The organism is Streptomyces sp. NPDC051214 (genome assembly GCF_040682375.1).
In the GTDB taxonomy this organism is placed as follows: Bacteria; Actinomycetota; Actinomycetes; order Streptomycetales; family Streptomycetaceae; genus Streptomyces.
The window spans coordinates 441,382-466,549 of record NZ_JBFBAT010000007.1; the positions used below are offsets into that span (position 1 = coordinate 441,382).

General features: G+C 71.7%; 22 protein-coding genes. 11 read left to right on the plus strand and 11 right to left on the minus strand.

What is annotated here, in order from left to right:
- Nucleotides 1-198 precede the first annotated feature (198 nt).
- Nucleotides 199-2,262, plus strand: coding sequence for an ATP-binding domain-containing protein (locus tag AB0M70_RS21025; protein ID WP_365821474.1), 2,064 nt, complete (start codon nt 199-201; stop codon nt 2,260-2,262).
- A 30-nt stretch (nt 2,263-2,292) separates the two neighbouring features.
- Here AB0M70_RS21025 and AB0M70_RS21030 read toward each other — a convergent pair whose 3' ends face one another.
- The 3 genes from AB0M70_RS21030 to AB0M70_RS21040 all read right to left on the minus strand — a co-directional run bounded on the left by AB0M70_RS21030 (nt 2,293) and on the right by AB0M70_RS21040 (nt 6,089).
- Entirely contained in the window at nt 2,293-2,859 is a 567-nt protein-coding gene (locus AB0M70_RS21030) for a DUF2165 domain-containing protein (protein ID WP_365821475.1), read from the minus strand.
- Nucleotides 2,860-2,918: 59 nt separating this feature from the next.
- A complete protein-coding gene (locus tag AB0M70_RS21035; protein WP_365821476.1) occupies nt 2,919-3,608 on the minus strand; it encodes a copper homeostasis protein CutC in 690 nt (229 codons plus the stop codon).
- Between the two features lie 192 nt (nt 3,609-3,800).
- Entirely contained in the window at nt 3,801-6,089 is a 2,289-nt protein-coding gene (locus AB0M70_RS21040; protein ID WP_365821477.1) for a heavy metal translocating P-type ATPase, read from the minus strand.
- Between the two features lie 201 nt (nt 6,090-6,290).
- Here AB0M70_RS21040 and AB0M70_RS21045 point away from each other — a divergent pair, with 201 nt between their 5' ends.
- Complete coding sequence (locus tag AB0M70_RS21045; protein WP_365821478.1) at nt 6,291-7,310, plus strand: hypothetical protein; 1,020 nt, start codon at nt 6,291-6,293, stop codon at nt 7,308-7,310.
- Nucleotides 7,311-7,593: 283 nt separating this feature from the next.
- Here the strand turns inward: AB0M70_RS21045 and AB0M70_RS21050 are convergent, their stop codons facing one another.
- The gene (locus AB0M70_RS21050) at nt 7,594-8,268 is read right to left on the minus strand and encodes a maleylpyruvate isomerase family mycothiol-dependent enzyme (protein ID WP_365821479.1); all 675 of its coding nucleotides are present in this window, start codon (nt 8,266-8,268) and stop codon (nt 7,594-7,596) included.
- A gap of 105 nt (nt 8,269-8,373) precedes the next feature.
- Here AB0M70_RS21050 and AB0M70_RS21055 point away from each other — a divergent pair, with 105 nt between their 5' ends.
- The 3 genes from AB0M70_RS21055 to AB0M70_RS21065 all read left to right on the plus strand — a co-directional run bounded on the left by AB0M70_RS21055 (nt 8,374) and on the right by AB0M70_RS21065 (nt 11,585).
- Nucleotides 8,374-9,021, plus strand: a complete 648-nt coding sequence (locus AB0M70_RS21055; RefSeq protein WP_365821480.1) for a hypothetical protein — start codon at nt 8,374-8,376, stop codon at nt 9,019-9,021.
- A gap of 20 nt (nt 9,022-9,041) precedes the next feature.
- Nucleotides 9,042-10,154: a GNAT family N-acetyltransferase gene (locus AB0M70_RS21060; protein ID WP_365821481.1), complete on the plus strand. Its 1,113-nt coding sequence runs from the start codon at nt 9,042-9,044 to the stop codon at nt 10,152-10,154.
- 198 nt (nt 10,155-10,352) lie between these two features.
- A complete protein-coding gene (locus AB0M70_RS21065; RefSeq protein ID WP_365821561.1) occupies nt 10,353-11,585 on the plus strand; it encodes a Cmx/CmrA family chloramphenicol efflux MFS transporter in 1,233 nt (410 codons plus the stop codon).
- Here AB0M70_RS21065 and AB0M70_RS21070 read toward each other — a convergent pair.
- The 3 genes from AB0M70_RS21070 to AB0M70_RS21080 are packed head-to-tail and all read right to left on the minus strand — an operon-like array spanning nt 11,568 to nt 12,551.
- Entirely contained in the window at nt 11,568-11,870 is a 303-nt protein-coding gene (locus AB0M70_RS21070; protein ID WP_365821482.1) for an NIPSNAP family protein, read from the minus strand. The two genes, AB0M70_RS21065 and AB0M70_RS21070, sit on opposite strands and share 18 nt — an antisense overlap.
- 58 nt (nt 11,871-11,928) lie before the next feature.
- Nucleotides 11,929-12,195, minus strand: coding sequence for a DUF4031 domain-containing protein (locus AB0M70_RS21075; protein ID WP_365821483.1), 267 nt, complete (start codon nt 12,193-12,195; stop codon nt 11,929-11,931).
- Nucleotides 12,192-12,551, minus strand: a complete 360-nt coding sequence (locus AB0M70_RS21080) for a hypothetical protein (RefSeq protein WP_365821484.1) — start codon at nt 12,549-12,551, stop codon at nt 12,192-12,194. The genes AB0M70_RS21075 and AB0M70_RS21080 overlap by 4 nt, the downstream gene beginning before the upstream one ends.
- A gap of 113 nt (nt 12,552-12,664) precedes the next feature.
- Between AB0M70_RS21080 and AB0M70_RS21085 the strand changes: the two genes are divergently transcribed.
- From AB0M70_RS21085 to AB0M70_RS21105, 5 genes are all read left to right on the plus strand, one after another.
- Complete coding sequence (locus tag AB0M70_RS21085) at nt 12,665-13,588, plus strand: MurR/RpiR family transcriptional regulator (RefSeq protein WP_365821485.1); 924 nt, start codon at nt 12,665-12,667, stop codon at nt 13,586-13,588.
- Nucleotides 13,589-13,666: 78 nt separating this feature from the next.
- A complete protein-coding gene (gene murQ, locus AB0M70_RS21090) occupies nt 13,667-14,668 on the plus strand; it encodes an N-acetylmuramic acid 6-phosphate etherase (RefSeq protein WP_365821486.1) in 1,002 nt (333 codons plus the stop codon).
- Between the two features lie 62 nt (nt 14,669-14,730).
- Nucleotides 14,731-16,248: a PTS transporter subunit EIIC gene (locus tag AB0M70_RS21095; protein ID WP_365821487.1), complete on the plus strand. Its 1,518-nt coding sequence runs from the start codon at nt 14,731-14,733 to the stop codon at nt 16,246-16,248.
- A gap of 165 nt (nt 16,249-16,413) precedes the next feature.
- On the plus strand, nt 16,414-17,172 hold the full coding sequence (locus tag AB0M70_RS21100) for a polysaccharide deacetylase family protein (protein ID WP_365821488.1): 759 nt from the start codon (nt 16,414-16,416) through the stop codon (nt 17,170-17,172).
- Between the two features lie 289 nt (nt 17,173-17,461).
- On the plus strand, nt 17,462-18,709 hold the full coding sequence (locus AB0M70_RS21105) for a hypothetical protein (protein ID WP_365821489.1): 1,248 nt from the start codon (nt 17,462-17,464) through the stop codon (nt 18,707-18,709).
- On the opposite strand, the gene AB0M70_RS21110 is transcribed toward AB0M70_RS21105, so the two are convergent.
- Nucleotides 18,687-19,763: a PP2C family protein-serine/threonine phosphatase gene (locus AB0M70_RS21110; RefSeq protein WP_365821490.1), complete on the minus strand. Its 1,077-nt coding sequence runs from the start codon at nt 19,761-19,763 to the stop codon at nt 18,687-18,689. The two genes, AB0M70_RS21105 and AB0M70_RS21110, sit on opposite strands and share 23 nt — an antisense overlap.
- Nucleotides 19,764-20,072: 309 nt before the next feature.
- On the opposite strand from AB0M70_RS21110, the gene AB0M70_RS21115 reads away from it, so the two are divergent.
- A complete protein-coding gene (locus AB0M70_RS21115; protein WP_365821491.1) occupies nt 20,073-22,163 on the plus strand; it encodes a hypothetical protein in 2,091 nt (696 codons plus the stop codon).
- 51 nt (nt 22,164-22,214) lie between these two features.
- On the opposite strand, the gene groL is transcribed toward AB0M70_RS21115, so the two are convergent.
- From groL to AB0M70_RS21130, 3 genes are all read right to left on the minus strand, one after another.
- Complete coding sequence (gene groL, locus AB0M70_RS21120; protein ID WP_055551550.1) at nt 22,215-23,840, minus strand: chaperonin GroEL; 1,626 nt, start codon at nt 23,838-23,840, stop codon at nt 22,215-22,217.
- 325 nt (nt 23,841-24,165) lie between these two features.
- Nucleotides 24,166-24,369 carry a cold-shock protein gene (locus tag AB0M70_RS21125; protein WP_005315736.1) on the minus strand — a complete coding sequence of 68 codons (204 nt, stop codon included), beginning with the start codon at nt 24,367-24,369 and terminating at the stop codon, nt 24,166-24,168.
- Nucleotides 24,370-24,803: 434 nt separating this feature from the next.
- The gene (locus AB0M70_RS21130) at nt 24,804-25,079 is read right to left on the minus strand and encodes a MoaD/ThiS family protein (protein ID WP_365821492.1); all 276 of its coding nucleotides are present in this window, start codon (nt 25,077-25,079) and stop codon (nt 24,804-24,806) included.
- Nucleotides 25,080-25,168: the final 89 nt, after the last annotated feature.

Below are 25,168 nucleotides of genomic sequence, written 5' to 3' on the forward strand. Positions count from 1 at the left end.
TCGGGGCGCCGGGCGGGTGGGTGGGAGAGGCCCGTTCGGCAACAGGCAGGACCCAGGGCAAGCCGCACCCGGGAGGAAAATCCGTGGCCCCGCCCCCGCGCCCCGCATAAGATGCTCCGTCTGCCCGCGTGGAACGCGGTCGCTGGCCGGTCGGCAACCGGGCAGCCCCAACAGCCCGCACCCCGGCCGGAGGCAACCGTGCACGCCCAGCCCGACCCGCTCTCCCGAGAGCGGAACCACCTCGCCGCCTCCCGCTCGGCCCTCCGCGCCATGCGCGAGGACGCCGAAGCGCTCGACATCCGCGACGTCACCGCGAACTGGGTCAACGCCGCCGTCCTGCAGAGCCAGATCGACGAGCGGATCAAGTCCCTCGCCGACCTCTCCCACACCCCGCTCTTCTTCGGGCGGCTCGACTACCTCCACGCCCCCGGCGCCGAACAGGCGGAAGGCGCCGAGGGCGAGCAGTTCTACATCGGGCGGCGCCACGTCCACGACTCCGACGGTGACCCCATGGTCATCGACTGGCGCGCCCCGGTCTCGCAGCCCTTCTACCGCGCCTCGAAGAAGGCGCCGATGGACATCGCGCTGCGCCGGCGGTTCGGATACACGGGCGGCGACCTCACCGCGTACGAGGACGAGCACCTCAGCGACGCCGACGAGGCCGAGCGGACCAGCAAGCTCCTCCAGCAGGAGATCGAGCGGCCCCGCGTCGGCCCGATGCGAGACATCGTCGCCACGATCCAGCCCGAGCAGGACGAGATCGTCAGGAGCGGGCTCGGTGGTTCCGTCTGCGTGCAGGGCGGGCCCGGGACCGGCAAGACCGCCGTCGGTCTGCACCGGGTGGCCTATCTGCTCTACGCCCACCGCGAGCGTCTCGCCCGGACCGGGACCCTCGTCATCGGGCCCAACAAGTCCTTCCTGCACTACATCGAGCAAGTGCTGCCCGCGCTCGGCGAGTTGGAGGTCAAGCAGGCCACGGTCGACGACCTCGTCGCCCATGTGGAGGTACGCGGGACGGACGAAGCCGCCGCCGCCGTCGTCAAGGGCGATGCCCGCATGGCCGCCGTACTGCGAAAGGCCCTGCGCTCCCACGTGTCCATGCCCGAGGAGCCCGTCGTCGTCGTGCGCGGCTCCCGGCGCTGGCGTATCCCGGCGTACGAACTGGAGGAGATCGTCGGCGAGTTGCTCGCGCGCGACATCCGGTACGGGGCCGCCCGCGACGCCCTGCCCCAGCGCATCGCGCACGCCGTGCTCGTACGGATGGAGCAGGCCGGCGAGGCCCCCGACGACCGGGTGCAGGACGCCGTCGCCCGCAACGCCGCCGTGAAGGCCGCCGTCAAGGCCGTGTGGCCGCCCGTCGACCCCGCGAAGCTCGTGCTGCGGCTGCTCTCCGACGCCGAGTTCCTCGCCACGCACGCGGAGGGCATCCTCGATCACGAGGAGCAGAAGCTCATCCTCTGGGCGAAGCCCCCGCGGAGCGTGAAGGCCGCCAAGTGGTCCGCCGCGGACGCCGTGTTGATCGACGAGGCGGGCGATCTCGTCGCCCGGACCCATTCCCTCGGGCACGTCGTGCTCGACGAGGCGCAGGACCTCTCCCCCATGCAGTACCGCGCCGTCGGGCGCCGCTGCACCACCGGCTCCGCCACCGTCCTCGGCGACCTCGCGCAGGGCACCACCCCGTGGGCGACCCGGAGTTGGGAGCAGGCCCTGGAGCATCTGGGGAAGGGGGACGCCGTGGTGGAGGAGCTCACCGCCGGTTTCCGTGTGCCGAGGGAGGTCATCGCGTTCGCCTCCCGGCTGCTTCCCTCCATCGCGCCGGGCCTCGCCGAGGTGAGGTCCGTGCGTGAGTCGCCCGGTTCACTGGTGGTGCGGCACGTGACGGACACGGACGCCGCCTCCCCCGGCCTCGACGCCGCCTCCCTCGAAGCCTGTGCCGAGTCGCTGCGGCAGGAAGGTTCCATCGGGCTCATCGCCGCCGACGCCCGCATCCCCGCGCTCGCCGAAGCACTCGGCGCCGCGGGGATGACGTACCTCTCGCCCGGCGAGGAGACCACCCCCGACACCCGGCTCACGCTCGTGCCCGCCTCCCTCGCCAAGGGGCTCGAGTACGACTACGTGGTCCTGGACGAGCCCGCGGCCGTCGTCGACGGCGAGCCCGACGAGCGGACGGGTCTGCGGCGCCTGTACGTCGCCCTGACCCGTGCCGTCTCGGGGCTCACCGTCGTGCACTCGGCCGCGCTTCCCGAGCAGCTCGCCGGATAGGGCCCTCTGCCGGAGGGACGCCGGAGGGCCCTACGCGCGGGTCCCGGAGCCGTCCGCCGCGGTGCCGGCGGACGGCAGGTGCGTGACGACGAGGACGATGCCCGCGAGCGTCACGATCCGGGTGGCCGCGTCCAGGCCGTTCCAGTCCTCCGACTGCCACATGGCGAACCACTCGCCGCCGATCCCGATGAAGCCAGCCCCGAAGAGCAGGAGCACCATCAGGAGGCCGACCGTGCCCGCCCGCCGGGCCCGGCGCAGTCCCTGGGGGCGGCGCAGCGCCCCGGCGTACAGGACCGTCGCGGCGATGAGGACCAGCGCCGCCAGGGTCTCCCAGACGATGATCCCGACGTACGCGATGTCCTGCAGCGTGGTGGACTCCACCGCGCGCCACATCAGGTCGTCGTCCTTGAAGGTGGTGTCCATCGCCAGGACATGGCGTACGAACTGCTGGTTGGTACCGAAGTCGGTGATGTTCCCGAACGCCACGAGGGCGATGTAGAGCGCCACCGTCCCGGTGAGCAGCGTCGCGGCGACGGGCAGCGCCCCGGCCGCGAGCATCCGCTCCGCGGGACGCGTCTTGCTGGCTGGTGTCGGCATGAAGTCCCCTCCCTGTCCGTCCAGTTGTATCGCGTCCCGCGCGTCAGCCCCACACGCGGTCAGGCGTCCAGCGCCTCGCGCCACGTACGCACCGCGTCCGCCGAGACCGGCGCCGACCAGCCGTCGGGGCGTGAGGCGCCGCCGATGTGGAAGGCGTCGACGCCCGCGGCCCTGAGCCGCGGCAGGTGGTCGAGGCGCAGGCCGCCGCCGATCAGGATCTGCTGCTCGTAGCCCGGTTCGCCGGACCGCGCCGCCTCGTCGAGCAGCGTGGTCATGCCTTCGTCGACGCCCGTGGCCGCGCCCGCGGTGAGGTAGGTGTCGAGGCCGGGCAGGTCCGCGAGCTGCTTGCGCAGGGAGTCGCGGTCGGGGGCGCGGTCGATGGCCCGGTGGAACGTCCAGCGGCAGCCGTCGAGCGCGCCCACCACGGCCTCCACCGCGGCCAGGTCGGGGCCGCCCGTCTCGTCGAGGAAGCCCAGGACGAACTCGTCGGCGCCCGCGCTCCTGAGCTCGCGCGCACGGCGTACGAGTGCGTCGACGTCGCCCGCGTCGAAGCCGTCCGCGAGGCGCAGCATCACGCGCAGGGAGATGTCCACGGCGGCGCGGATCTCGGCAAAGGTCGCGCGGGACGGGGTCAGGCCGTCCGCGGCCATGTCGGTGACCAGCTCGAGGCGGTCCGCGCCTCCGGCCTGGGCGGCGACGGCGTCCTCGGCGTCGAGGGCGATCACCTCCAGGACTGCACGCTTGCTCATGGATGTCTTCCTTCGGGTCCGGGGCCGCGGGGGCGGGCGACGCGGAGGCCGTGAAGCCGCCACACATAGGTCTAGTCCAATTACCCAGCCTACGCGCAGATCACCCCGGCGCGCCCCAAGCGCACCGGGGTGATCGTAGAGACATGTACACGTCGGCCTTGCCGCAGGTTCCGCCGAGCGGCCCCCGGGTGTTCAGCTCAGCGGCTTGAACCCCCTCAGGCGCAGGCTGTTGCCGACCACGAAGACCGAGGAGAACGCCATCGCGGCGCCCGCGATCATCGGGTTCAGGAGGCCCGCGGCGGCCAGCGGCAGTGCGCCCACGTTGTAGGCGAAGGCCCAGAACAGGTTCGACCTGATCGTGCCGAGCGTGCGGCGGGAGAGGCGGATCGCGTCCGCCGCCGCCCGCAGGTCTCCCCGTACGAGCGTGAGGTCGCCCGCCTCGATCGCGGCGTCCGTGCCCGTGCCCATCGCAAGACCCAGGTCGGCCTGGGCGAGCGCCGCCGCGTCGTTCACGCCGTCGCCGACCATCGCCACGCTCCGGCCCTCCGCCTGCAGCCGCTTGACCACGTCCACCTTGTCCTGCGGCATGACCTCGGCGATCACGTCCTCGGGGGCGATGCCCACCTCGGCGGCCACCGATGCCGCGACCGCCTTGTTGTCGCCGGTCAGGAGGATCGGGGTCAGGCCGAGGGCGCGGAAGCGGCGGATCGCCTCCGGGCTCGTCTCCTTGACCGCGTCCGCGACCTCGAGGACCGCGCGCGCCTCGCCGTCCCAGGCCACCGCGATGGCCGTACGCCCGGCCGCCTCGGCCGCCGCCTTCGCCCGCTCGAGCTCCACGGGCAGCTCGATCGCCCACTCCTTCAGCAGCACCTCGCGGCCGACCAGGACCGCGTGGCCCTCGACGATGCCCTGGACGCCGAGACCCGCCACGTTCGCGAAGTCCTCGGGGGTGGGCAGCGGACCGACCTTCTCCGCGGAGCCCGCGGCGACCGCTTGGGCTATGGGGTGCTCGGAGGAGTGCTCCAACGCGCCTGCCAGACGCAGGACTTCGGCCTCGGTCGTGCCGTCCGCGACGTGCGTGGCGAGCAGGGTCATCTTGCCGGTGGTGACGGTGCCGGTCTTGTCCAGGACGATCGTGTCGACCTTGCGGGTGGTCTCCAGGACCTCCGGACCCTTGATGAGGATGCCGAGCTGGGCGCCGCGTCCGGTGCCGACCATGAGGGCGGTCGGCGTCGCGAGCCCCAGGGCGCACGGGCAGGCGATGATCAGTACGGCGACGGCCGCGGTGAAGGCCGCCGTCAGGCCGGAGCCGTTGCCGAGCCAGAAGCCGAGGGTGGCGACGGCGAGCGCGATGACGACCGGCACGAAGACCGCGGAGATCTTGTCGGCGAGGCGCTGGGCCGCCGCCTTGCCGTTCTGCGCGTCCTCCACCAGCTTGGCCATGCGGGCGAGTTGGGTGTCGGCGCCGACGCGGGTGGCCTCGACGACCAGGCGTCCGCCGACGTTGAGGGTGGCGCCGGTGACGGAGTCGCCCGTGGTGACCTCGACCGGCACGGACTCGCCGGTCAGCATGGAGGCGTCGACGGCGGACGCGCCCTCGACGACCTTGCCGTCGGTGGCGATCTTCTCGCCGGGCCGCACGAGGAACCGGTCACCGACCTTCAAGTCCCCCACGGGAATGGTCTCTTCGCGCTTCCCGCCGTCACGCAGGACGGTGACGTCCTTGGCGCCGAGCTGGAGCAGCGCCTTCAGGGCGGCGCCCGCCTTGCGCTTGGAACGGGCCTCGAAGTAGCGCCCGGCCAGGATGAAGGCGGTGACGCCCGCCGCCGCCTCCAGGTAGATGTTCCCGGCGCCGTCCGTGCGGGCGATGGTCAGCTCGAAGGGGTGCGTCATGCCGGGCGTGCCGGCCGTACCGAAGAAGAGCGCCCACAGCGACCAGATGAACGCGGCCGACGTGCCGACCGAGATCAGCGTGTCCATCGTCGCCGCGCCGTGCCGCGCGTTCGTGTACGCGGCCTTGTGGAAGGGCCAGGCCGCGTACGTCACGACCGGCGCCGCGAGCGTCAGGGACAGCCACTGCCAGTACTCGAACTGCAGGGCGGGGATCATCGCCATTGCCACGACGGGCAGGGAGAGCAGGACTGCGGTGATCAACCGCTCGCGCAGCGGCCGCAGTTCGTCGTCGGCCGCCCGCTCTTCGGCGTCCGGGGCCGACTCCTCCGTACGGGGCGGGGCGGGCTCCTGCGCGGTGTAGCCGGTGGCCTCGACGGTGGCGATCAGGTCCTGCACGGCGACGTCCTGGCCGCGGTAGCTGACCTTGGCCTTCTCGGTGGCGTAGTTGACGGTCGCCTCGACGCCGTCCATGCGGTTGAGCTTCTTCTCGATCCGGGCGGCGCACGAGGCGCAGGTCATGCCACCGATGGCCAGTTCTACTTCGGCCACCTCGGTGGTGCCGGTGCCGGTGCCGGGTGTGGTGGACATGGCTGCGGGCTCCTTGGGACGGGGGCGGGGGCAGGGGCAGGGCCGGGGGTACCCGGGGTGGGTACTCCTCAGCTGGCTCCCTTTATACCCCTGGGGGGTATCGCATGCAAGGGTCACCCGGGCTTGACTTGATACCCCTAGGGGGTATGGTCGGAGCCATAAGAGAGCCAGCCTCCCCTCGCCCCACCCACAGGAGCCGTCATGAACACCGGACTGAAGATCACCGCCTTCGCGGCGGCCGTCGCCGCGACCTTCGGCACCGCGTACGGAGTGGGCCAGGGCATCGACCCCGTGACCGCGGAGAAGAAGCCCGCGAGCGAGCACGGCGGGCATGCGGGCGAGGGCGGGAAGGAGGAGAAGCCAGGAGAAGCGGCCGCCGGCGGGGGCCACGCGGAGGCCGTGCCCGGCGGCCTGCAGATCTCCGAGCGCGGCTACACCCTCGCCCTGGAGACCCCCCGCATCGACGCCGACAAGCGCGAGGAGCTGCGGTTCACGGTCGTCAGGGACGGCACGGGCAAGGACGGCACGGGCGAGGACGGTGCGGGCAAAAACGGCCGGGGCAAGAACGTCACGGCGTACGAGAAGGAGCACGGCAAGGAGCTGCACCTCATCGTCGCCTCACAGGACCTGACGACCTACCGCCACCTGCACCCGACCCGCGCGGCGGACGGCACCTGGTCGACGCCGGTCGAGCTCCCGGAGGCGGGCGGTTACCGCGTCTTCGCCGACTTCAAGCCCGCGGGCGCGAAGGAGGGGCTGACGCTGGGCGCGGACCTCGCGGTGGCGGGGACGTACGAGCCGCGGACGCTGCCGAAGCCCGCCATGAGGGCGAGCGTCGACGGCTACGAGGTCAGCCTCAAGGGGGAGTTGAAGCCCGGGAAGGCGGCGGACGTGACCCTGAACGTGGAGAAGAACGGCAGGCCCGTCACCGATCTTCAGCCCTACCTCGGTTCGTACGGCCACCTGGTCGCCCTGCGGTCCGGCGATCTCGCCTACCTGCACGTCCACCCCACCGGCTCGCCCGGCGACGGCCGTACGAAGCCGGGGCCCGGCGTGTCCTTCGCGGCGACGGCTCCGAGCGGGGGCGCTTATCGGCTGTTCCTGGACTTCAAGCATGAGGGGGAGGTGCGGACGGCGGCGTTCACGGTGTACGCGGGTGGGAGCCACGACGCCGGGGGCGTCGAGACCCCCGAGTCGGGCGACTCGGGCCACGCGCACTGACCTGCGGGGTGCTGTGGCCGATCGCGCAGTTCCCCGCGCCCCTGAAACCGCCACGGACGCCGTCCGCACCTGCGGGTCCGCTGTGCTCGCTCGCGCAGTTCCCCGCGCCCCTTCGGGGCGCCGACCCCCCGAGAAACGACACGACCAGCCCCCTCCAGGGGCGCGAGGAACTGCGCGACAAGCCACGGCGGACCCGCAGAGACACACGACCGGACCCACCCCCCAGGGGCGCGGGGAACTGCGCGACAAGCCACGGCAGGCCCGCAGACGCACGCGGCCGGGATCAGTCGAAGATCGGCAGCTCCGATTCCTTCGCTCCCGCCAGTTCATAGCGCGTTCCCGCGAGAGGGCGGCCCGTGTAGAGGCGGATCAGGGTCGGTGCGTCGCCGATGTAACGGGCCGGGGGCCGCTTGCCGTCGGGGACGCCCAGGGCGAGCGGCTCATCCCTGCCGTCCACATCAGCGTGCAGCGCAAGCGCCGACGTCGCCCTGCTGTACTCCCCGAGCAGGGTCAACGCATCGGGCAGACCCGCACCGCCGTACGCCCCGGGCAGGCCCCACGCCTCCCGTACGTCCCCCGCGTGCACCCACTCCCCCAGCGCCACGCCGTCGAGGCGCCCCTTGAACTCGACCATGACCGCACCCGCCTCCGTCATGCCGCGCTCCAACTCGTCCACGACACGGGAGTTGGACCAGTCGGCACGCTCGGCGATGTCGCGGTCATTGCTCTCGGCGCTGTAGACGCCCTCCTCGAAACGGCGCTCGATGACGCGCATCAGAGCAGCACCGCAGTGCGCGAGGACGTGCCGCACGGTCCAGCCGGGACAACAGGTCCTGACCGCGTACGCGGAGTCATCGGCTTCCCTCAACAGCGGTATGAGCAGGTCGCGTTCGGTACGCAGCAGCCGTCCGGGCAGCTCGGGGTCGTAGGTCTCGTCGCGGTGCGTCATGGAAGTCATGCGGGCAAGCCAAGCGCGTGCGGCGGCATACGGCAACGCACAGGGGTGATATACGTACGGATACCCGCCCCGGGTATCCGTACGCCTGACCGCTAGAGTCGCCCCATGCCCCACGACGACAAGGACCTGGACCTCCGCGCCCGCTGGCACGCGACGCTGCTGCGCGCGAGCGAGGGAACCCCCGACCCCGGCCCCTACGCGGATAACCTGCTGGCGCGCTGGGCCGAGCCGCAGCGGCGGTATCACACCACCGCGCACCTCGCGGCGGTCCTCGATCACATCGACGTACTGGAGGAGCACGCCGAGGAGCCCGATCTCGTACGGCTCGCGGCGTGGTTCCACGACGCGGTGTACGCGCCGGACCGCTCCGAGAACGAGGAGCGCAGCGCCCGCCTCGCCGAACGCGCCCTGACCGAGGCCGGGTTGACCGAGGCGCGGACCGCCGAGGTGGCCCGCCTCGTGCGGCTCACCGTCACGCACGACCCGGCCGAGGGCGACCACGACGGCGAGGTGCTGTGCGACGCCGACCTGGCGATCCTGGCCGCGGCCCCGGACGCCTACGCCGCGTACGCCGCCGCCGTCCGCGAGGAGTACGCCTTCGTGCCGGACGAGGATTTCCGCACGGGCCGGGCCGCGGTGCTCCGGCAGCTCCTGGCGCTGCCGAGGCTGTTCCGTACGCCTTACGGAGCGGCCGAGTGGGAGGGTCCGGCGCGCGAGAACCTGGCGACGGAAATGGAGCTGCTGGACTCCTGAGGCTCCCGTACGCTCGCCGCATGCTTTCCATGGGCGGGGACCAGATCGAGGAAGCCGTGGCGCACGCGGCGGGGGTGCTGCGTGCGGGGGTGGAACTCGACTGGAGCGTCAAGGCGCGCGGTCTCGAATGGAGCTGCCTGGAGACGGCCGAGCACATCGCGGGCGATCTCGTCGCGTACGCGGGGCAGTTGACCGGCCGGGCGACCGAGGCGTGGGTCCCCTTCGAGATCGCCTTCGACGAGGGGTCGGGTCCCGCGGACGCGATCAGCGTCATCGAGTCGACGGGCGGGCTGCTCTCCGCGGTGGTGCGGACGACGCCCGCGGGGGTGCGGGGATACCACCCGTACCCGTACGGGAGCGCGGACGCGACCGGCTTCGCGGCGATGGGCACGGCGGAGGTGCTCCTGCACACGTATGACATCGGGCAGGCGCTCGGCCTGGACACGCAGCCGCCGGCGGGGCTGTGCGAAGCGGTGCTCGCCTGGCTCTTCCCGCAGGTCATGCCCGCGCGCACGCCTGACGAGCAGTGGGCGACGCTGCTCTGGGCCACGGGGCGCGGTGCGCCGGCGGGGCGGCCCCGCCTCGACAAGTGGCGCTGGCACAACGCCCTCTCGATTCCCGCGGGGCGGATCGCGCTGCGGGAGGTGTCCCCCGCGGCGGCGGCGGATCTCGCCGCGGGTGGCACGGGGGGTCTGACGTGGATCGAGGACGGGCCCTTCGACGGGACGCGGCGGGCGGCGGAGGGGGTCACGAAGGCGTACGCGTCCGGAGTGCACCGGCCCGAGTGGGGGATGTTCGCGCTGGTGCGGGTGGAGGACGAGGTCGCGGTCGGCGGCATGGGCTTCCACGGCCCGCCGGACGAGGAGGGCGTGGCGGAGGTCGGCTATGACCTGGCGGTCGGCGCGCGGGGCCGGGGGTACGCCACGGAGGCCCTCCGCGCGCTCTCCGACTGGGCCCTGGCCCGCCCGGGGGTCTCGGCCCTCCTCGCGGTGATCGACCCCGAGAACGAACCTTCCCAGGCGGTGGTCACCAGAGCGGGCTACACCCGAGCCTCGGACCGCGAGGATCTCCGGGCGTACTTGCGCCGCGTGTCGCCTGCGGCGCAAGGAGGGACTGCCCCGCAGCACGCGTAGCCGCGCGAGGCGCCTGCCCGCGGCACGGGAACGGGCTGCCCCGCGGCACGGGCACCCTGAACAGCCGCCGCTTCGCGGCAATGCTTCCCGCCCACCCACCCATCACCCACGGGAATGTCATCACCCATCCCGACGTTCACCACTGTTATGCCGACACCTGACCCGAAGTCCGCCGAGCCAGGCGCCAGCCGGTCCCGTATGCCCGTGGCCGTCTACATCCTCGGCCTCGCCGTCTTCGCGCTCGGGACGAGTGAGTTCATGCTCTCGGGGCTTCTGCCCCCCATCGCGGACGACATGGACGTCTCCATCCCCCGCGCCGGCCTCCTCATATCCGCCTTCGCCATCGGCATGGTCGTCGGCGCTCCCCTGCTGGCCGTGGCGACCCTGCGCCTTCCCCGCCGTACGACCCTCATCACCCTCATCACCGTCTTCGGGCTCGGCCAGGTCGCCGGTGCCCTCGCGCCCACGTACGAAATCCTCTTCGCGTCCCGCGTCGTCAGCGCCTTCGCCTGCGCCGGATTCTGGGCGGTCGGCGCGGCCGTCGCCATCGCGATGGTGCCGGTCAACCAGCGGGCCCGCGCCATGGCCGTGATGATCGGCGGCCTCTCCATCGCGAACGTCCTCGGCGTCCCCGCGGGCGCCTTCCTCGGCGACAACTTCGGCTGGCGTTCGGCCTTCTGGGCGGTGGGCGTCGCCTCCGCGATCGCCCTCGTGGGCGTACTGACCCTCATCCCCCGCATCCCGCTCCCGGCCGAGAAGCCGCGCCTGAAGCGGGAGTTGGCCATCTACCGCGACCGGCAGGTCTGGCTCTCCATCACGATCACCGCCCTCGCGGCGGGCGGCGTCTTCTGCGCGTTCTCGTACCTCTCGCCGCTCCTGACGGACGTCGCGGGCCTCGACGAGGGATGGGTGCCGACCGTGCTCGGCCTCTTCGGACTCGGCGCCCTCATCGGTACGGCGATCGGCGGCCGTGTCGCCGACGCGCACCTCTTCGGGGTCATGCTGAGCGGCGCCGCGGCCTCGACGGTCTTCCTCGTCGCCCTCGCCGTCTTCTCCGGCACGACGGCCGTCGCGGTGGCCCTCTCCTTCCTCCTCGGCGTCTCCGCCTTCTACACGGCCCCGGCCCTCAACGCCCGCATGTTCAACGTCGCGGGCGCCGCCCCCACCCTCGCGGGCGCGACCACGACGGCGGCGTTCAACCTGGGCAACACCGGCGGCCCCTGGCTCGGCGGCACGGTCATCGACCTGGACCTGGGCTACGCGTCAACGGCGTGGGCGGGCGCGGCGATGACGGCGGTGGCGATCATCGCGGTGACGGTCTCCCTGCGACTGCACCGCAGGGCGCCCAGCCGCGTGATCACCACCTCCCCGGCCGAACCCGAAGCCGAGGCTCCCCACCCCGCCTCCGCGCCCTCACTCCAGGGGCCGTAGGAACCGCCGCTCGTAGCGCCGGATGCACTGCGTCCGGCGCGCGAGCTCAAGGGCCTCCTGGCACTCGGGGTCACTCACGCTCTCCGTGCGGTAACGCTCGTAGTCGGCGAGGCTCGGGAAGGAGAAGAGGGCGTACGCGATGTCGCTGTCGCCCTCGCTGGGCAGGAAGTAGCCGTGGTGGTCGCCGCCGAGGCGGTTGACCAGGACGACCCACCGGCGGCCGTACTCCTCGAAGTCGGCGATGCGGTCGGGGTCGATCTCGTACTTCAGGTGAACCGTGATCATGCGGCTCACCCTAGGCTCGGGCTGCGTAGCGCGGCGGGCCTTTCATCGCGCCGCCGCCTTAAGCCGGCCTCCCCTTCGGCCGCCTCAACCCCGCATCCGTAAGCCTGCGCACCAGCTCCTTCGAGCCGATCTCGACCGCGCCCGCACGCACCGCGTCCTCGTAGCGGTGCGAGGGCAGGTCGTAGTGGTCGCGCTCGAAGGCGCGCGCGGGGGCGCCGATGCCCGCCGCGAACGCGTGCAGTTCCTCGTACGAGACGTCGCTGACCAGGTGCGACCACGTGCGGCCGTGGCCGGGCCAGGTCGGCGGGTCGATGTAGACCGTCACGGCGTCAGGCCGCCCACGGGGGCGACGACGACGCCCGCCTTGCCGCACACCCAGTGCGGGTCGGGGCCCAACTCGGGCTCCACGTCCAGGGCGTGCGGGTCACCCGTGCCGCAGACGGGGCACAGCGGCCAGCGGCCGTAGCGCTCCAGGAGCGCGTCCTGGACGTCCTGGGCGACGAGGCCCGCGACGTAGTCGACGCCCTCCGGCCACTGCTCGACCCACCAGCGGCGGTGCGCCACCGACTCCTCGACCAGCGAGACGACCTCGGCCTGGGCGACCTCCCGGGTCACGAGGTCGGCGAGGACAAGTGCACGAGCGGCGTGCAGCGCCTGCTCCAGAGGGTCGATCGCGTCCATGCAGCCATTGTCCACCCCACGCGCAACCCGCCGAAGATCCACCAGCACCCCCGCACGGACTTCGGGACTAAAGGGGTCTTGACCCATCCGGGGTCCGAAAATATCTTTCAAGCGTGACCAATGACGTGAAGGAAATTTTCGCGGGCGCGGCGCCCCCCGCCCCGGCCGCCCTCGCGGCCAAGGTGCGGACCCTCGCCCCGTCCATGACCCGCTCCATGCAGCTGGTCGCCGAAGCCGTCGCCGGCGACCCCGCGGGCTGCGCGGCCCTCACGGTCACCGGCCTCGCCGAGCTCACCGGGACCAGCGAGGCCACGGTGGTCCGCACCGCCCGCCTCCTCGGCTACCCCGGCTACCGCGACCTGCGGCTCGCCCTCGCCGGACTCGCCGCCCAGCAGCAGTCGGGCCGCGCGCCCGCCGTCACCGCCGACATCGCCGTCGACGACCCCATCGCGGACGTCGTGGCGAAGCTGGCGTACGACGAGCAGCAGACCCTCGCCGACACCGCGGGCGGACTCGACACCGTCCAGCTCGGCGCCGCCGTCGCCGCGCTCGCCGTCGCCCCCCGCACCGAGATCTACGGCGTCGCGGCCTCCGGCCTCGTCGCCCAGGACCTCGCCCAGAAGCTCCTTCGCATCGGCCACATCGCCCACGCGCACTCCGACCCGCACCTGGCCGTCACGAACGCCGTCACCCTGCACTCCAAGGACGTGGCCATCGCGATCACGCACTCCGGGTCCACGGGTGACGTCATCGAGCCGCTGCGCGTCGCCTTCGAGCGCGGGGCGACGACCATCGCGATCACCGGACGCCCCGGCAGCCCCGTCTCGCAGTACGCGGACCACATACTGACCACCTCCACCGCCCGCGAGAGCGAGCTCAGGCCCGCCGCGATGTCCTCCCGCACGAGCCAGCTGCTCGTCGTGGACTGCCTGTTCGTGGGCGTCGCCCAGCGGACGTACGAGACCGCCGCCCCCGCGCTCGCCGCCTCGTACGAAGCGCTCGCCCACCGGCACAGCCCGCGCGGCAGCGCCCGCTGAGCCGCCCCCCCTGACGCCCGCATCCGCGCCTGCACGCCACCCCCACCACCCCCGCCGCACACGAAAGAGCCGCACCTCATGACCTCCACCACCGACGCCACGGACTCCCCCGCCCCCGGAAGCGGATCCGGGGACACCTACGGCGAACTCCGCGCCCAGCTGGACACGCTCACCACGGAGGCGTTCCGGCCCGAGCTCTCCGAGATCGACCGGCTGCCCACGGCGGAGATCGCGAAGATCATGAACGGCGAGGACGCCACCGTGCCCGCGGCCGTCGCCGAGCAGCTCCCGGCCATCGCCGCCGCCATCGACGGCACCGCCGAGCGCATGGCCCGCGGCGGACGGCTCATCTACGCGGGCGCGGGGACGGCCGGGCGCCTCGGGGTGCTCGACGCCTCCGAGTGCCCGCCCACCTTCAACACCGACCCGGCCGAGGTCGTCGGCCTCATCGCGGGCGGCCCGAGCGCCATGGTCACGGCGGTCGAGGGCGCGGAGGACAGCAAGGAACTCGCGGCCGAGGACCTGGACGGGCTCGGGCTCACCGCGGACGACGTGGTCGTCGGCGTCTCGGCGTCCGGCCGCACCCCGTACGCGATCGGCGCGGTCGAGCACGCACGGGCCCGCTGCGGCGCGCTCACCATCGGCCTCTCCTGCAACGCGGACAGCGCTCTCGCGGCGGCGGCCGACCACGGCATCGAGGTCGTCGTGGGCCCCGAACTCCTCACCGGCTCCACCCGCCTGAAGGCGGGCACGGCCCAGAAGCTCGTCCTCAACATGCTGTCGACGATCACGATGATCCGCCTCGGCAAGACCTACGGAAACCTGATGGTGGACGTACGCGCGTCGAACGAGAAGCTGCGCGCCCGCTCGCGCCGGATCGTCTCCCTCGCCACCGGCGCGTCCGACGAGGAGATCGAGGCCGCGCTCGCCGCCACCGACGGGGAGGTGAAGAACGCCATCCTCACCATCCTCGGCGGAGTCGACGGCCCCACGGCCGCGGACCTGCTCACCGCATCGGACGGCCACCTCAGGTCAGCCCTCGACAGCTCGCGTACGACCAGCACCCCCCGTACCACCTGACCGACCTCCCCCAGCCGCTGAAGAACAGCGCCACCCGCACGCACAGCAAGGCACCCCGCACCATGGCAACTGACAAGAACCGCGCCACCGCCGCCGCGATCCTCCCCCTCGTCGGCGGCGCCGAGAACGTCACGTCCATCGCCCACTGCATGACGCGCCTGCGCCTGGGCCTCGCCGACCGTTCGCTGGTCGACGACGAGGCCCTGAAGGCGCTGCCCGCCGTCATGGGCGTGGTCGAGGACGACACGTACCAGATCGTGCTCGGTCCGGGCACGGTCGCCCGCGTCACCCCGGAGTTCGAGGCCATGGTGGCGGAGGGCAGGCCGGCCGAACCGGCCGCGCCCGCCGAACCCACCCTCACCGCCGAGGAGTTGGCGGCGCAGGGTGCCTCGCTGAGGGCGGCACGCAAGGCGAAGAACGCCACCCCCTTCAAGCTCTTCCTGCGCCGCATCGCGAACATCTTCGTGCCGCTGATCCCGGCCCTCATCGGCTGCGGCATCATCGCGGGCATCAACGGCCTCCTGGTCAACCTGGAGTGGCTGCCCGCGATCACTCCGGCGCTCGCGGCGATCGCCTCCGGGTTCATGGCGTTGATCGCGGTGTTCGTGGGCTTCAACACGGCGAAGGAGTTCGGCGGTACGCCGATCCTGGGCGGCGCGGTCGCGGCGATCATCGTGTACGCGGGTGTCGCGAACATCGAGGCGTTCGGCCAGAAGCTCTCCCCCGGCCAGGGCGGTGTACTGGGCGCGCTCGGCGCGGCGGTCCTCGCCACGTACATCGAGAAGTGGTGCAGGCGCTGGGTTCCCGAGGCGCTCGACGTCCTCGTGACCCCCACCGTCACGGTGCTGCTCTCCGGCCTGGTCACGATCTTCGGCCTGATGTTCCTCGCGGGCGAGGTCTCGACGGGCATCGGCACGGCGGCGAACTGGCTCCTGGACAACACGGGCGCGTTCGCGGGCCTGGTCCTGGGCGGCCTGTTCCTGCCCCTCGTCATGCTGGGCCTGCACCAGGCGCTGATCCCCATCCACACCACGCTCATCGAGCAGCAGGGCTTCACGGTCCTGCTCCCCATCCTGGCGATGGCGGGCGCGGGTCAGGTGGGCTGCGCGATCGCGGTCTACAAGCGGCTGCGCCACAACACCTCGATCCGTACGACGATCAAGTCCGCGCTCCCCGCGGGTTTCCTGGGCGTGGGCGAGCCCCTGATCTACGGTGTCTCGCTGCCGCTCGGCCGTCCGTTCGTCACGGCGTGCGTGGGCGGCGCGGCGGGCGGCGCGTTCATCGGCTTCTTCTCGATGATCGGCGACAAGGTCGGCTCCACGGCGATCGGCCCGTCGGGCTGGGCCCTCTTCCCGCTCCTCGACGGCAACCAGGGCCTCGGCCTGACGGTCGCGATCTACGGCGGCGGCCTGCTCGTCGGCTACCTCGTGGGCTTCTTCACGACGTACTTCTTCGGCTTCAGCAAGCAGATGCTGGTCGACCTGAACGCCGACACGACCACCCACGAACAGGTCGTCGCGGCCTCCCCGGCGACGGCTTCCGGGCCGACGACCCCGGAGGCGGAGCCGGCCAAGGTCTGACCCACGTGCGTCCGCCCGCGGCGAGTTGTCCGCGGACTTCCCCGGGTTTGTCCGTGATCCGTAACGGACTTCTCCTCGGTGCATCCTCGCGCCCCCGTTCCTCGTCCTGCCAGGTGCCGCGCGTGACCGGGGAGCGGCGAGGGACTGGACGCGAAGGGGCGGACGATGGCGCGGCACAGCGGCGGACGTGGCTGGTACGGCAAGTTGATCGGGGCGGCGCTCGGCGTGACGCTGCTCGCCACCGGCGCGGGGGTGTGGAGCGCGCAGGCCGGCACCTCGGAGGAAGCACCGGCGGCCAAGAAGCCCAGCGCCGTGAAGCCGGTCTCGGCGACCATCGCGCACGCCTCCGAGAAGGGGAAGCAGGGCGTCAACCTCACCATCGACGACGGCCCCGACCCCGTCTGGACCCCCCAAGTACTCGACGTGCTCGCGGAGTACGACGTGAAGGCGACGTTCTGCATGGTCGGCACGCAGGCCGAGGCCCACCCCGACATGGTCAAGAAGGTCGTCGCCGCCGGACACCGCCTGTGCGACCACTCGGTGTCGCACAACACCGGCATGGACAAGGACTCCAAGGCCTACCAGTCCCGGCAGATCCTGGACGCCGAGCGCATGATCACCAAGGCGTCCGGCGGCGTACGTCCGATGTACTACCGGGCCCCCGGCGGGGCGTTCACCCCGTACAGCCGCAAGCTCGCCGCCGAGCGGGGCATGCGTCCGCTCGGCTGGAACGTGGACACCAAGGACTTCGAGCGCCCCGGCACGGACGCCATCGTCGCCACGGTCGAGCGGGAGCTGCCGGGCGGGCCCACGCTCCTCTTCCACGACGCCGGCGGCGACCGCACCCAGACCGTCGAAGCCCTGCGCACGCTCCTCCCCCGTCTCAAGCAGCAGGGCTACACCTTCGGTTTCCCGGTGCGCTGAGCCGGAGGAAACCGACGGTCACGAAGGTCCCGAAGGTGTGCTCATTCGGGACATACTTCCCGGGCGGCGGCACGCCCACCTTGACCGAGTACCGCGCCCGCGGCCGCCCTCCGCCCCGTCCCGACCTGCTCCGGCCCCCGTGCGGCACGGGCGAAAGCAGCCAACGCCCCGCTGTCCGAAAGGACTCGGCCCGCCCGGGGAATCCCGGTGGCCGTCTTCCGGTGCCTACGCCGCGTATCGAGGATGGCACCTGCCGTCATCGAGGCCGACGCACCGGAGGGGACCATCCATGACCGAGCCCAACGACACCGGCCAGCCCGACGAACAGCAGATCGCCGAAGCTCTCGGCTCCGCGGCCAACATCACGCTGGCCCCCGGCCCCCGGGAGGTCTCCGAGGCCGCTCCCGCCCCCGACCAGGAGTGGACGCTGCCGGGAGGCAGGGCCTGGGTGTATCTCGCCGACCCCGGGCAGGGGCTCACCAAGCCGGTGATCCTCGCCGACGGCTTCAACACCGGGCCGAGCGACCTCGACTTCCTCTGGGAGGGCCTGGAGCGGCGAACGTACCCGTTCATCAGTGAGCTGCGGACGCGCGGCCACGACGTCATCCTGCTCGGCTTCGACGAGCGCAGCGCCTCGATCCTGGACAACGCCAAGGCGGCCCGCTCGGCGATCCAGGAGGCCATCGCGCGGCGCACGGGCAACCGCCCGCTGGCCGTCGGCGGTTTCAGCATGGGCGGCCTGGTCACGCGGTACGCGCTCGCCAAGATGGAGCACGAGAGCGTCGACCACGAGACCGAGGTGTACTTCTCCTTCGACAGCCCGCACCGCGGTGCCTGGATCCCGATCGCGCTGCAGTCGTTCGCGCACTACATCCGGCGGCTCAACGCAGCCTTCTCGAACCAGATGAACAGCCCGGCCGCGCGGCAGCTCCTGTGGCAGCACATCGCGGAGTGGAACGACACCCCGGCGACCGACAAGGAGCGCGTCGAGTTCCTCGCCGAGCTGGCGCGGGTGGGCGGCTGGCCAAGGCGCCCGCGGAAGATCGGCGTCGCCAACGGCGTGCGCACCGGCGTGGCCAACGGGATCGGCCCCGGCGAACGGGCGTTCCACGGCAAGGGCCTGTCCATCACCGGCACCCACCTCTACACGCAGCCCGCGGGCGAGGAGAAGCTCGTCGCCCAGCTGCGGGTGGTGACCCTGCGCAAACCGCAGATCCACACCTCGGGCCTGCCCGAGATCGACGGTGCCCCCGGCGGCACCCTGGAGGGCTTCGGCATCCTGGCCGACGAGCTGAACAAGATCCCCGCGATCATCGGCCTCGGCTCCGAGGCCACGATCCGCGAGCACTGCTTCGTCCCCTCCGTCAGCGCGGTCGCCCTGCGGGACATCGACACCCAGGAGAAGCTGCACGACCCGTTCCCGGAGCAGTCCGAGGACAGCGAGCTCGACGAGTACCTCTGCGCCACCCACAACGAGGGCCACACCCTCGTCACCGACGAACTCTGCACCTGGATCATGGCCCGGCTTCCGGACTGATCCCCTCCCGGGGGCACGCGGCGAGCGGCGCCTCGGTGACACCGGCCGCCCGGCACAGGACGAGGACGACGTCGTCCGTGAGCGGGCGGCCGGTGTGCATGACGGCCATGGCGTACAGGGCGTCGAGCGCGTCGGCGTCCGACGGCTCGGCCAGCGCCTCGGCCGCGCGCGGGAGCAGCGGAAACTCTTCGCCTTCTGTGTCGCGGGCCTCGCTCAGGCCGTCGGTGTAGAAGAGGAGGCGCTCCCCCGGCTGGAGGTAGACGCGGTGCGGCACCGGAGCCGTCCGCAGACCCAACGGGAGTGCGGGCTGCGGGGGTTCGAGAAGCCTGACCTGCTTGCCCACCCGGATGGGCGGCGGGTGGCCGCAGTTGACCAGGCGGACCTCGCCCGGCGCGAACTCGGCGAGGACGGCGGTGACGAAGTCCTCGGGCTCCAGGCCGGGAGCGAGCCGGGTGTCCAGGGCCGTGGCCAGGTCGGCGAGGCAGGGGGTGACATAGGCCAGGTCGCGGAAGGCCTTCATCGTCGCCGCGGTGGTCCGCAGCGTCTCCAGGCCGTGGCCGCGTACGTCCCCGACGAAGAGCCGCGGGCCGTACGGCGTGTGGACGACGTCGTACAGATCCCCGCACACCGAGGCGCCCCGCACCGGACTGTGCTGCCGGGTGCACACCTCGACCCCGCCGAACTCGGCCGCCAGGGGCTGCAGCAGCGCGCCCTGTGACGCGCGCGCCACCTCGGTGACCCGGGCCAGCGTCGCCTTCCGTTCGGCGTGCCGGGCGGCGTTGCGGACGGCGAGGAGCCCGCCCGCCGTCAGCGCCGCGAACTCCAGGGCGAAGCCCGGGGTGCCCACCGAGCGCCGCATGACACCGGTCACCGCCGCGAGCAGCACCGTCCAGCCGGCCACCGCGGCGGTGCGTCGCGTGCTCGACCACACGCCGGCGAGGAGGGGGCCGATCAGCAGCACGGCGACCCCCGTCGGTCTGCCGACGGCCGCGAGGGCGGTGCTCACCGTCAGGGCGAGCGCCGGCACGAGGTCCCGGCCGCACCATCTCCCCATGTCTGCCTCCCGGCACCGCCCCGCCGACGGTCCTGGCCCTGCCCCACCCGATGTGCACGCTCCGTGATGGCTGCGGACACTATGGCTCACGCGCGGCCCGGCGCAGAGGTGGTTGATCGGTGTAGGCCACAGATGACCGGACCTGACGCCGAAATGCGGGCCGACGAGCGGGTCTTCCGCGGAAATGGGCATCTCGCGACATCACCGGGCCCCCGACCATGACAGAGAGCAGACTCACCTGGCGGCACGCAGCGGCTGCGGGGTCCATGGGGGCCGTCGTGGCCCGCGCGTCCTGGCGGGGAGGCCACCATGCGGGAATCCGGGCAAGGCCGACAGGGCGGCAACCTGCCGGACGAGACGACGAGCTTCGTCGGTCGCGGGGCCGAACTGCGGGCCGTGGCACAGGCCGTGACCGACACCCGCCTGGTGACGCTGACGGGCGTGGGCGGCGTGGGCAAGACCCGCCTGGCCCAGCGCGCCGGGGCCGGACTGCGGGGCGGCTTTCCCGACGGGGTGTGGCTGGTCGGTCTCGCGCAGCTGAGCGAACCGGCCCTGATGGGGCTCGCCGTGTACGAGGCCCTGCGGCTCGCCGACCAGAGCACCCGGCCCGCGTTCGAGGTGGTGGCCGACTGGCTGGCCGACAAGAAGCTGCTCCTGATCCTGGACTGCTGCGAGCATCTGGCCGCCGACTGCGCCGACTTCGTACGCACCCTGCTCGCCGCGGCCCCGGACGTCCACGTCCTGGCCACCAGCCGCCGCCCCCTGGCCCTCCGGGACGAACACGCGATCAGCGTGCCCCCGCTGCCCGTGCACACCCTGGGTGCCCAACCCTCCGACGCGGCGCGGCTGTTCATGGAGCGCGCGGGTGTCACGCAGGAGGACGGCACAGCGGTGGCGGACATCTGCGCGCATCTGGAGGGCATCCCCCTCGCCATCGAACTGGCCGCCGCCCGCCTGTCCGAGATGGATCTGGACACCCTGCGGCAGCGGCTGCACGCCCGCTTCGAGACGCTCGGCTCCCCCTCCCCCTCCCCCGGCCCTTGGCACGGCGAGAGCGAACCCCGGCACCAGACCCTGCGCACGGCCATCGGCTGGAGCCACGAACTGTGCACCCCACAGGAGCGGTTGGCGTGGGCCCGCCTCTGCGTCTTCGCCGGTGGCTTCGAGCAGGAGGCGGCCGAGCTGGTCTGCGCCGGCGGCCCGCTCGGCAGCGGGCAGATCGGCGGGCTGCTGTCGGCCCTCGTGGACAAGTCGCTCCTGCGGTCGGTGAAGACCAGGCGCGGCCCGCGGTACTCGATGCTGGACACCGTCCGCGAGTACGGCCAGGAGTGGCTGCGCCGGCTCGGCGAGGAACAGCGCCTCGCGGAGCGGCACCGGGACTACTACCGCTGGCTGGCCCGCACCGGCGGTCGCGAGTGGACGGGCCCCGACCAGGTGGCCTGGTACGAGCGCTGCACGGCGGAGCACGCCAACCTGCGCGCGGCGCTCGAAAGCTGCCTGGCGTCGCCGGACCCGCGCGACAGCCTGGAGATGGCCGGCGGCCTGTGGTTCTTCTGGCTCTGCTGCGGCTTCCAGCGCGAGGGCCGCCACTACCTGGACCGGGCCCTCGCCAAGGCTCCGGGTCCTGGCTGCGGCCCGGGGCGTTTCTGGGCCCTGTGGGCGTGTGGAGCGGTGGCCTTCATGCAGGGCGACCTGGAGGCCTCCGGGCGGCTGTCCGAGCAGTGCACGCCGTTGGCGGAGCAGATCGACGATCCGGCGGCGGTCGACGCCGCGCTCTACCTCCAAGCGGTCCAGCTGGTCCTGACCAGCCGCCCTGCGCGGACGATCGGCCTTCTCGCACCGACGGCCGGTTCGCCGGACTGCGGCGGCGGCTCCCCCGCCGTCAAGCTCTTCGTGCTCTCCGCGGTGGTGTACGCCCATCTCCAGCTGGGCGAGTTCGACCTGGCCACCACGAGCGCCGACACCCTGCGCCGGGAGTGCGAGCGGCACGGCGAACAGTGGATGCTCAGCTTCGCCTTCTACCTGCTGTCCAGGGCCGCGCTCGGCAACGGCGACCCGGCGTCGGCCGTCCGCCACGCCCGCGACGCCCTGCCGATCAAGTGGCGGCTGCACGACGTCTTCGGGGCCGCCATGAGCATCGACGCGCTGACCTCGGCCATGGCCGACCCCGAACAGGCCGCGCGGCTTCTGGGCATCTCCGATGTCCTGTGGCGCTCCAGCGGTGTCGCGCAGATGGGCAGCCCCCACCTGATGGCCGCCCGCCAGGCCTGCGAGCGCCGGGTCCGCGACGCCATCGGCGATTTGGCGTACGAGGCCGCCTTCCGCAAGGGCCTGGAGACCGACGTGGACGAGGGCATCGCCTACGCCCTGGCAACGCCCGAGGGCGGCACCCCTTCGTGAGAAGGAGTGCCGCCCTCGGTACGTACAGGACGCAGATCGACCAGAGGTCGATCAGAAGTCCATGTCACCGCCCGGCATGCCGCCGCCGGCCGGGGCAGCGCCCGCCTTCTCCGGCTTGTCGGCGATGACGGCCTCGGTGGTGAGGAACAGCGCGGCGATCGACGCGGCGTTCTGCAGGGCAGAGCGCGTGACCTTCGCCGGGTCGAGGATGCCCTCGGCGATCATGTCGACGTACTCACCGGTCGCGGCGTTCAGGCCGTGGCCGACGGTCAGGTTGCGCACCTTCTCGACGACGACACCGCCCTCGAGGCCGGCGTTGACCGCGATCTGCTTCAGCGGGGCCTCGAGGGCCAGCTTCACAGCGGCGGCACCGGTGGCCTCGTCGCCCTCGAGCTCAAGCTTCTCGAAGACAGCGGCGGCCTGGATGAGCGCCACGCCACCACCGGCGACGATGCCCTCTTCGACGGCGGCCTTCGCGTTGCGAACGGCGTCCTCGATGCGGTGCTTGCGCTCCTTGAGCTCCACCTCGGTCGCGGCACCGGCCTTGATGACCGCAACACCGCCGGCGAGCTTCGCCAGGCGTTCCTGCAGCTTCTCGCGGTCGTAGTCGCTGTCCGAGTTCTCGATCTCGGCGCGGATCTGGTTGACGCGACCCTGGACCTGGTCGCTCTCACCGGAGCCGTCGACGATCGTGGTCTCGTCCTTGGTGATGACGACCTTGCGGGCGCGGCCGAGCAGGTCGAGACCGGCGTTCTCCAGCTTGAGGCCGACCTCCTCGGAGATGACGGTGCCACCGGTGAGGATGGCGATGTCGCCGAGCATGGCCTTGCGGCGGTCACCGAAGCCCGGGGCCTTGACGGCGACGGACTTGAAGGTGCCACGGATCTTGTTGACGACCAGGGTCGACAGGGCCTCGCCCTCGACGTCCTCGGCGATGATCAGCAGCGGCTTGCCGGACTGCATGACCTTCTCGAGGAGCGGAAGGAGGTCCTTCACGTTCGAGATCTTCGAGTTCACGATCAGGATGTACGGGTCGTCGAGCGACGCCTCCATACGCTCCATGTCCGTGGCGAAGTACGCCGAGATGTAGCCCTTGTCGAAGCGCATGCCCTCGGTGAGCTCGAGCTCGAGCCCGAAGGTCTGCGACTCCTCGACGGTGATGACGCCTTCCTTGCCGACCTTGTCCATCGCCTCGGCGATGAGCTCGCCGATCTGGGTGTCGGCGGCGGAGATGGAGGCGGTCGAAGCGATCTGCTCCTTGGTCTCCACGTCCTTGGCCTGCTCGAGCAGGGCGCCCGAGACGGCCTCGACGGCCTTCTCGATGCCGCGCTTGAGGGCCATCGGGTTGGCACCGGCGGCCACGTTGCGAAGGCCCTCGCGGACCAGCGCCTGGGCCAGGACGGTCGCGGTCGTCGTGCCGTCACCGGCGACGTCGTCCGTCTTCTTCGCGACCTCCTTGACCAGCTCGGCGCCGATCTTCTCGTACGGGTCCTCGAGCTCGATCTCCTTGGCGATGGAAACACCATCGTTGGTGATCGTGGGGGCACCCCACTTCTTCTCGAGGACGACGTTGCGACCCTTGGGGCCCAGGGTCACCTTGACGGCGTCGGCGAGCTGGTTCATGCCGCGCTCGAGGCCGCGCCGTGCCTCCTCGTCGAACGCGATGATCTTGGCCATGTGAAGTGGTCCTCCCGGACAGGGGTGGCATGCTTCCGGATCGCGCCAGCGCCCGCGACGGACGGCCTGCAAGCCTTGTGGTTCCTTGCCCCACCCGGCCTGCGGGCCTCACCGACCCGATCCAAGTTCTGTCACTCTCACTCGGAGAGTGCTAAGCCCAATGATTAGCACTCGACCCCTACGAGTGCAAGCGCCTCTCGCGGATCCCGGACGCGGGAGGGCGCGCGCGGCCAGGAGTGCGCCGCGGACGCACGAGGGGCCCGCACCCCTGTCGGGATGCGGGCCCCTCGTCACTCGCTAAGTTCGCTGGCCGATCGCGCCGAGATCAGACGGCGAGCTTGACCATGTCCGCCTGCGGACCCTTCTGGCCCTGCGAGATCTCGAACTCCACTCGCTGACCTTCTTCAAGGGTGCGGTAGCCGTCCATCTGAATCGCGCTGTAGTGGACGAAAACATCCGCACCACCGTCGACCGCGATGAAGCCGTACCCCTTCTCCGCGTTGAACCACTTGACGGTGCCCTGAGCCATGCCTAACTCCCCTATTACTGGCCCTTGCACGGACCCGCACTTCGCGGACCCGGGTCAGACCTCACCCCCCCAATGGGTTGTGGAGGCGTGCGCCGGAACGCGTCGACCGCGGCTGAATGTATCTGTCCAACTGCCCTCTGCAACAGGTCAATCGGACGAGAATTCTGGGCACGCCTGATCGGTAATATGCGGAGAATTCGCCGGAGTTCAGGGCAAGTCGGGCCAGACAAATGCCACGAGAAGGGCAAATGGGCAGTGCACTTTGGCTACTTCTTGTCGCCCTCGGGGCGACTTCGTATATGCGCTCGGCACAAACGGGGAAGCTCGCTTCCCAACTGTACCGCGCTCAACCACATGGAATTGCCCCCTCCGTTTCTCTCGCGGAGGGGGCAATGACCATTACGCAGGGTATTTCCTTAAAGAATCAACCAGGATCAGCCACCCGCGACGGCGGGGATGATCGAGACGCCCGCGCCGTCCGGTGTCGCGGTCTCAAGACCCTGCTCGAAGCGGACGTCGTCGTCGTTCACGTAGACGTTCACGAAGCGCCGCAGCTTGCCCTGGTCGTCCAGGACACGGGCCGCGATACCGGCGTGCTTGGCCTCCAGGTCGGCGATGACCTCGGAGAGGTTCGCACCCTCGGCGGCGACCTCGGACTGACCGCCGGTGTAGGTGCGAAGAATGGTGGGGATACGGACGTTCACGCTCATGGGATTCACCTCGGGGTATGCGGGCCCCGTAAGGGGCGCGGGGAACTGCGCGACCAGCCACGACGGTCCGCAGAGGGAAGGAAGGCTCA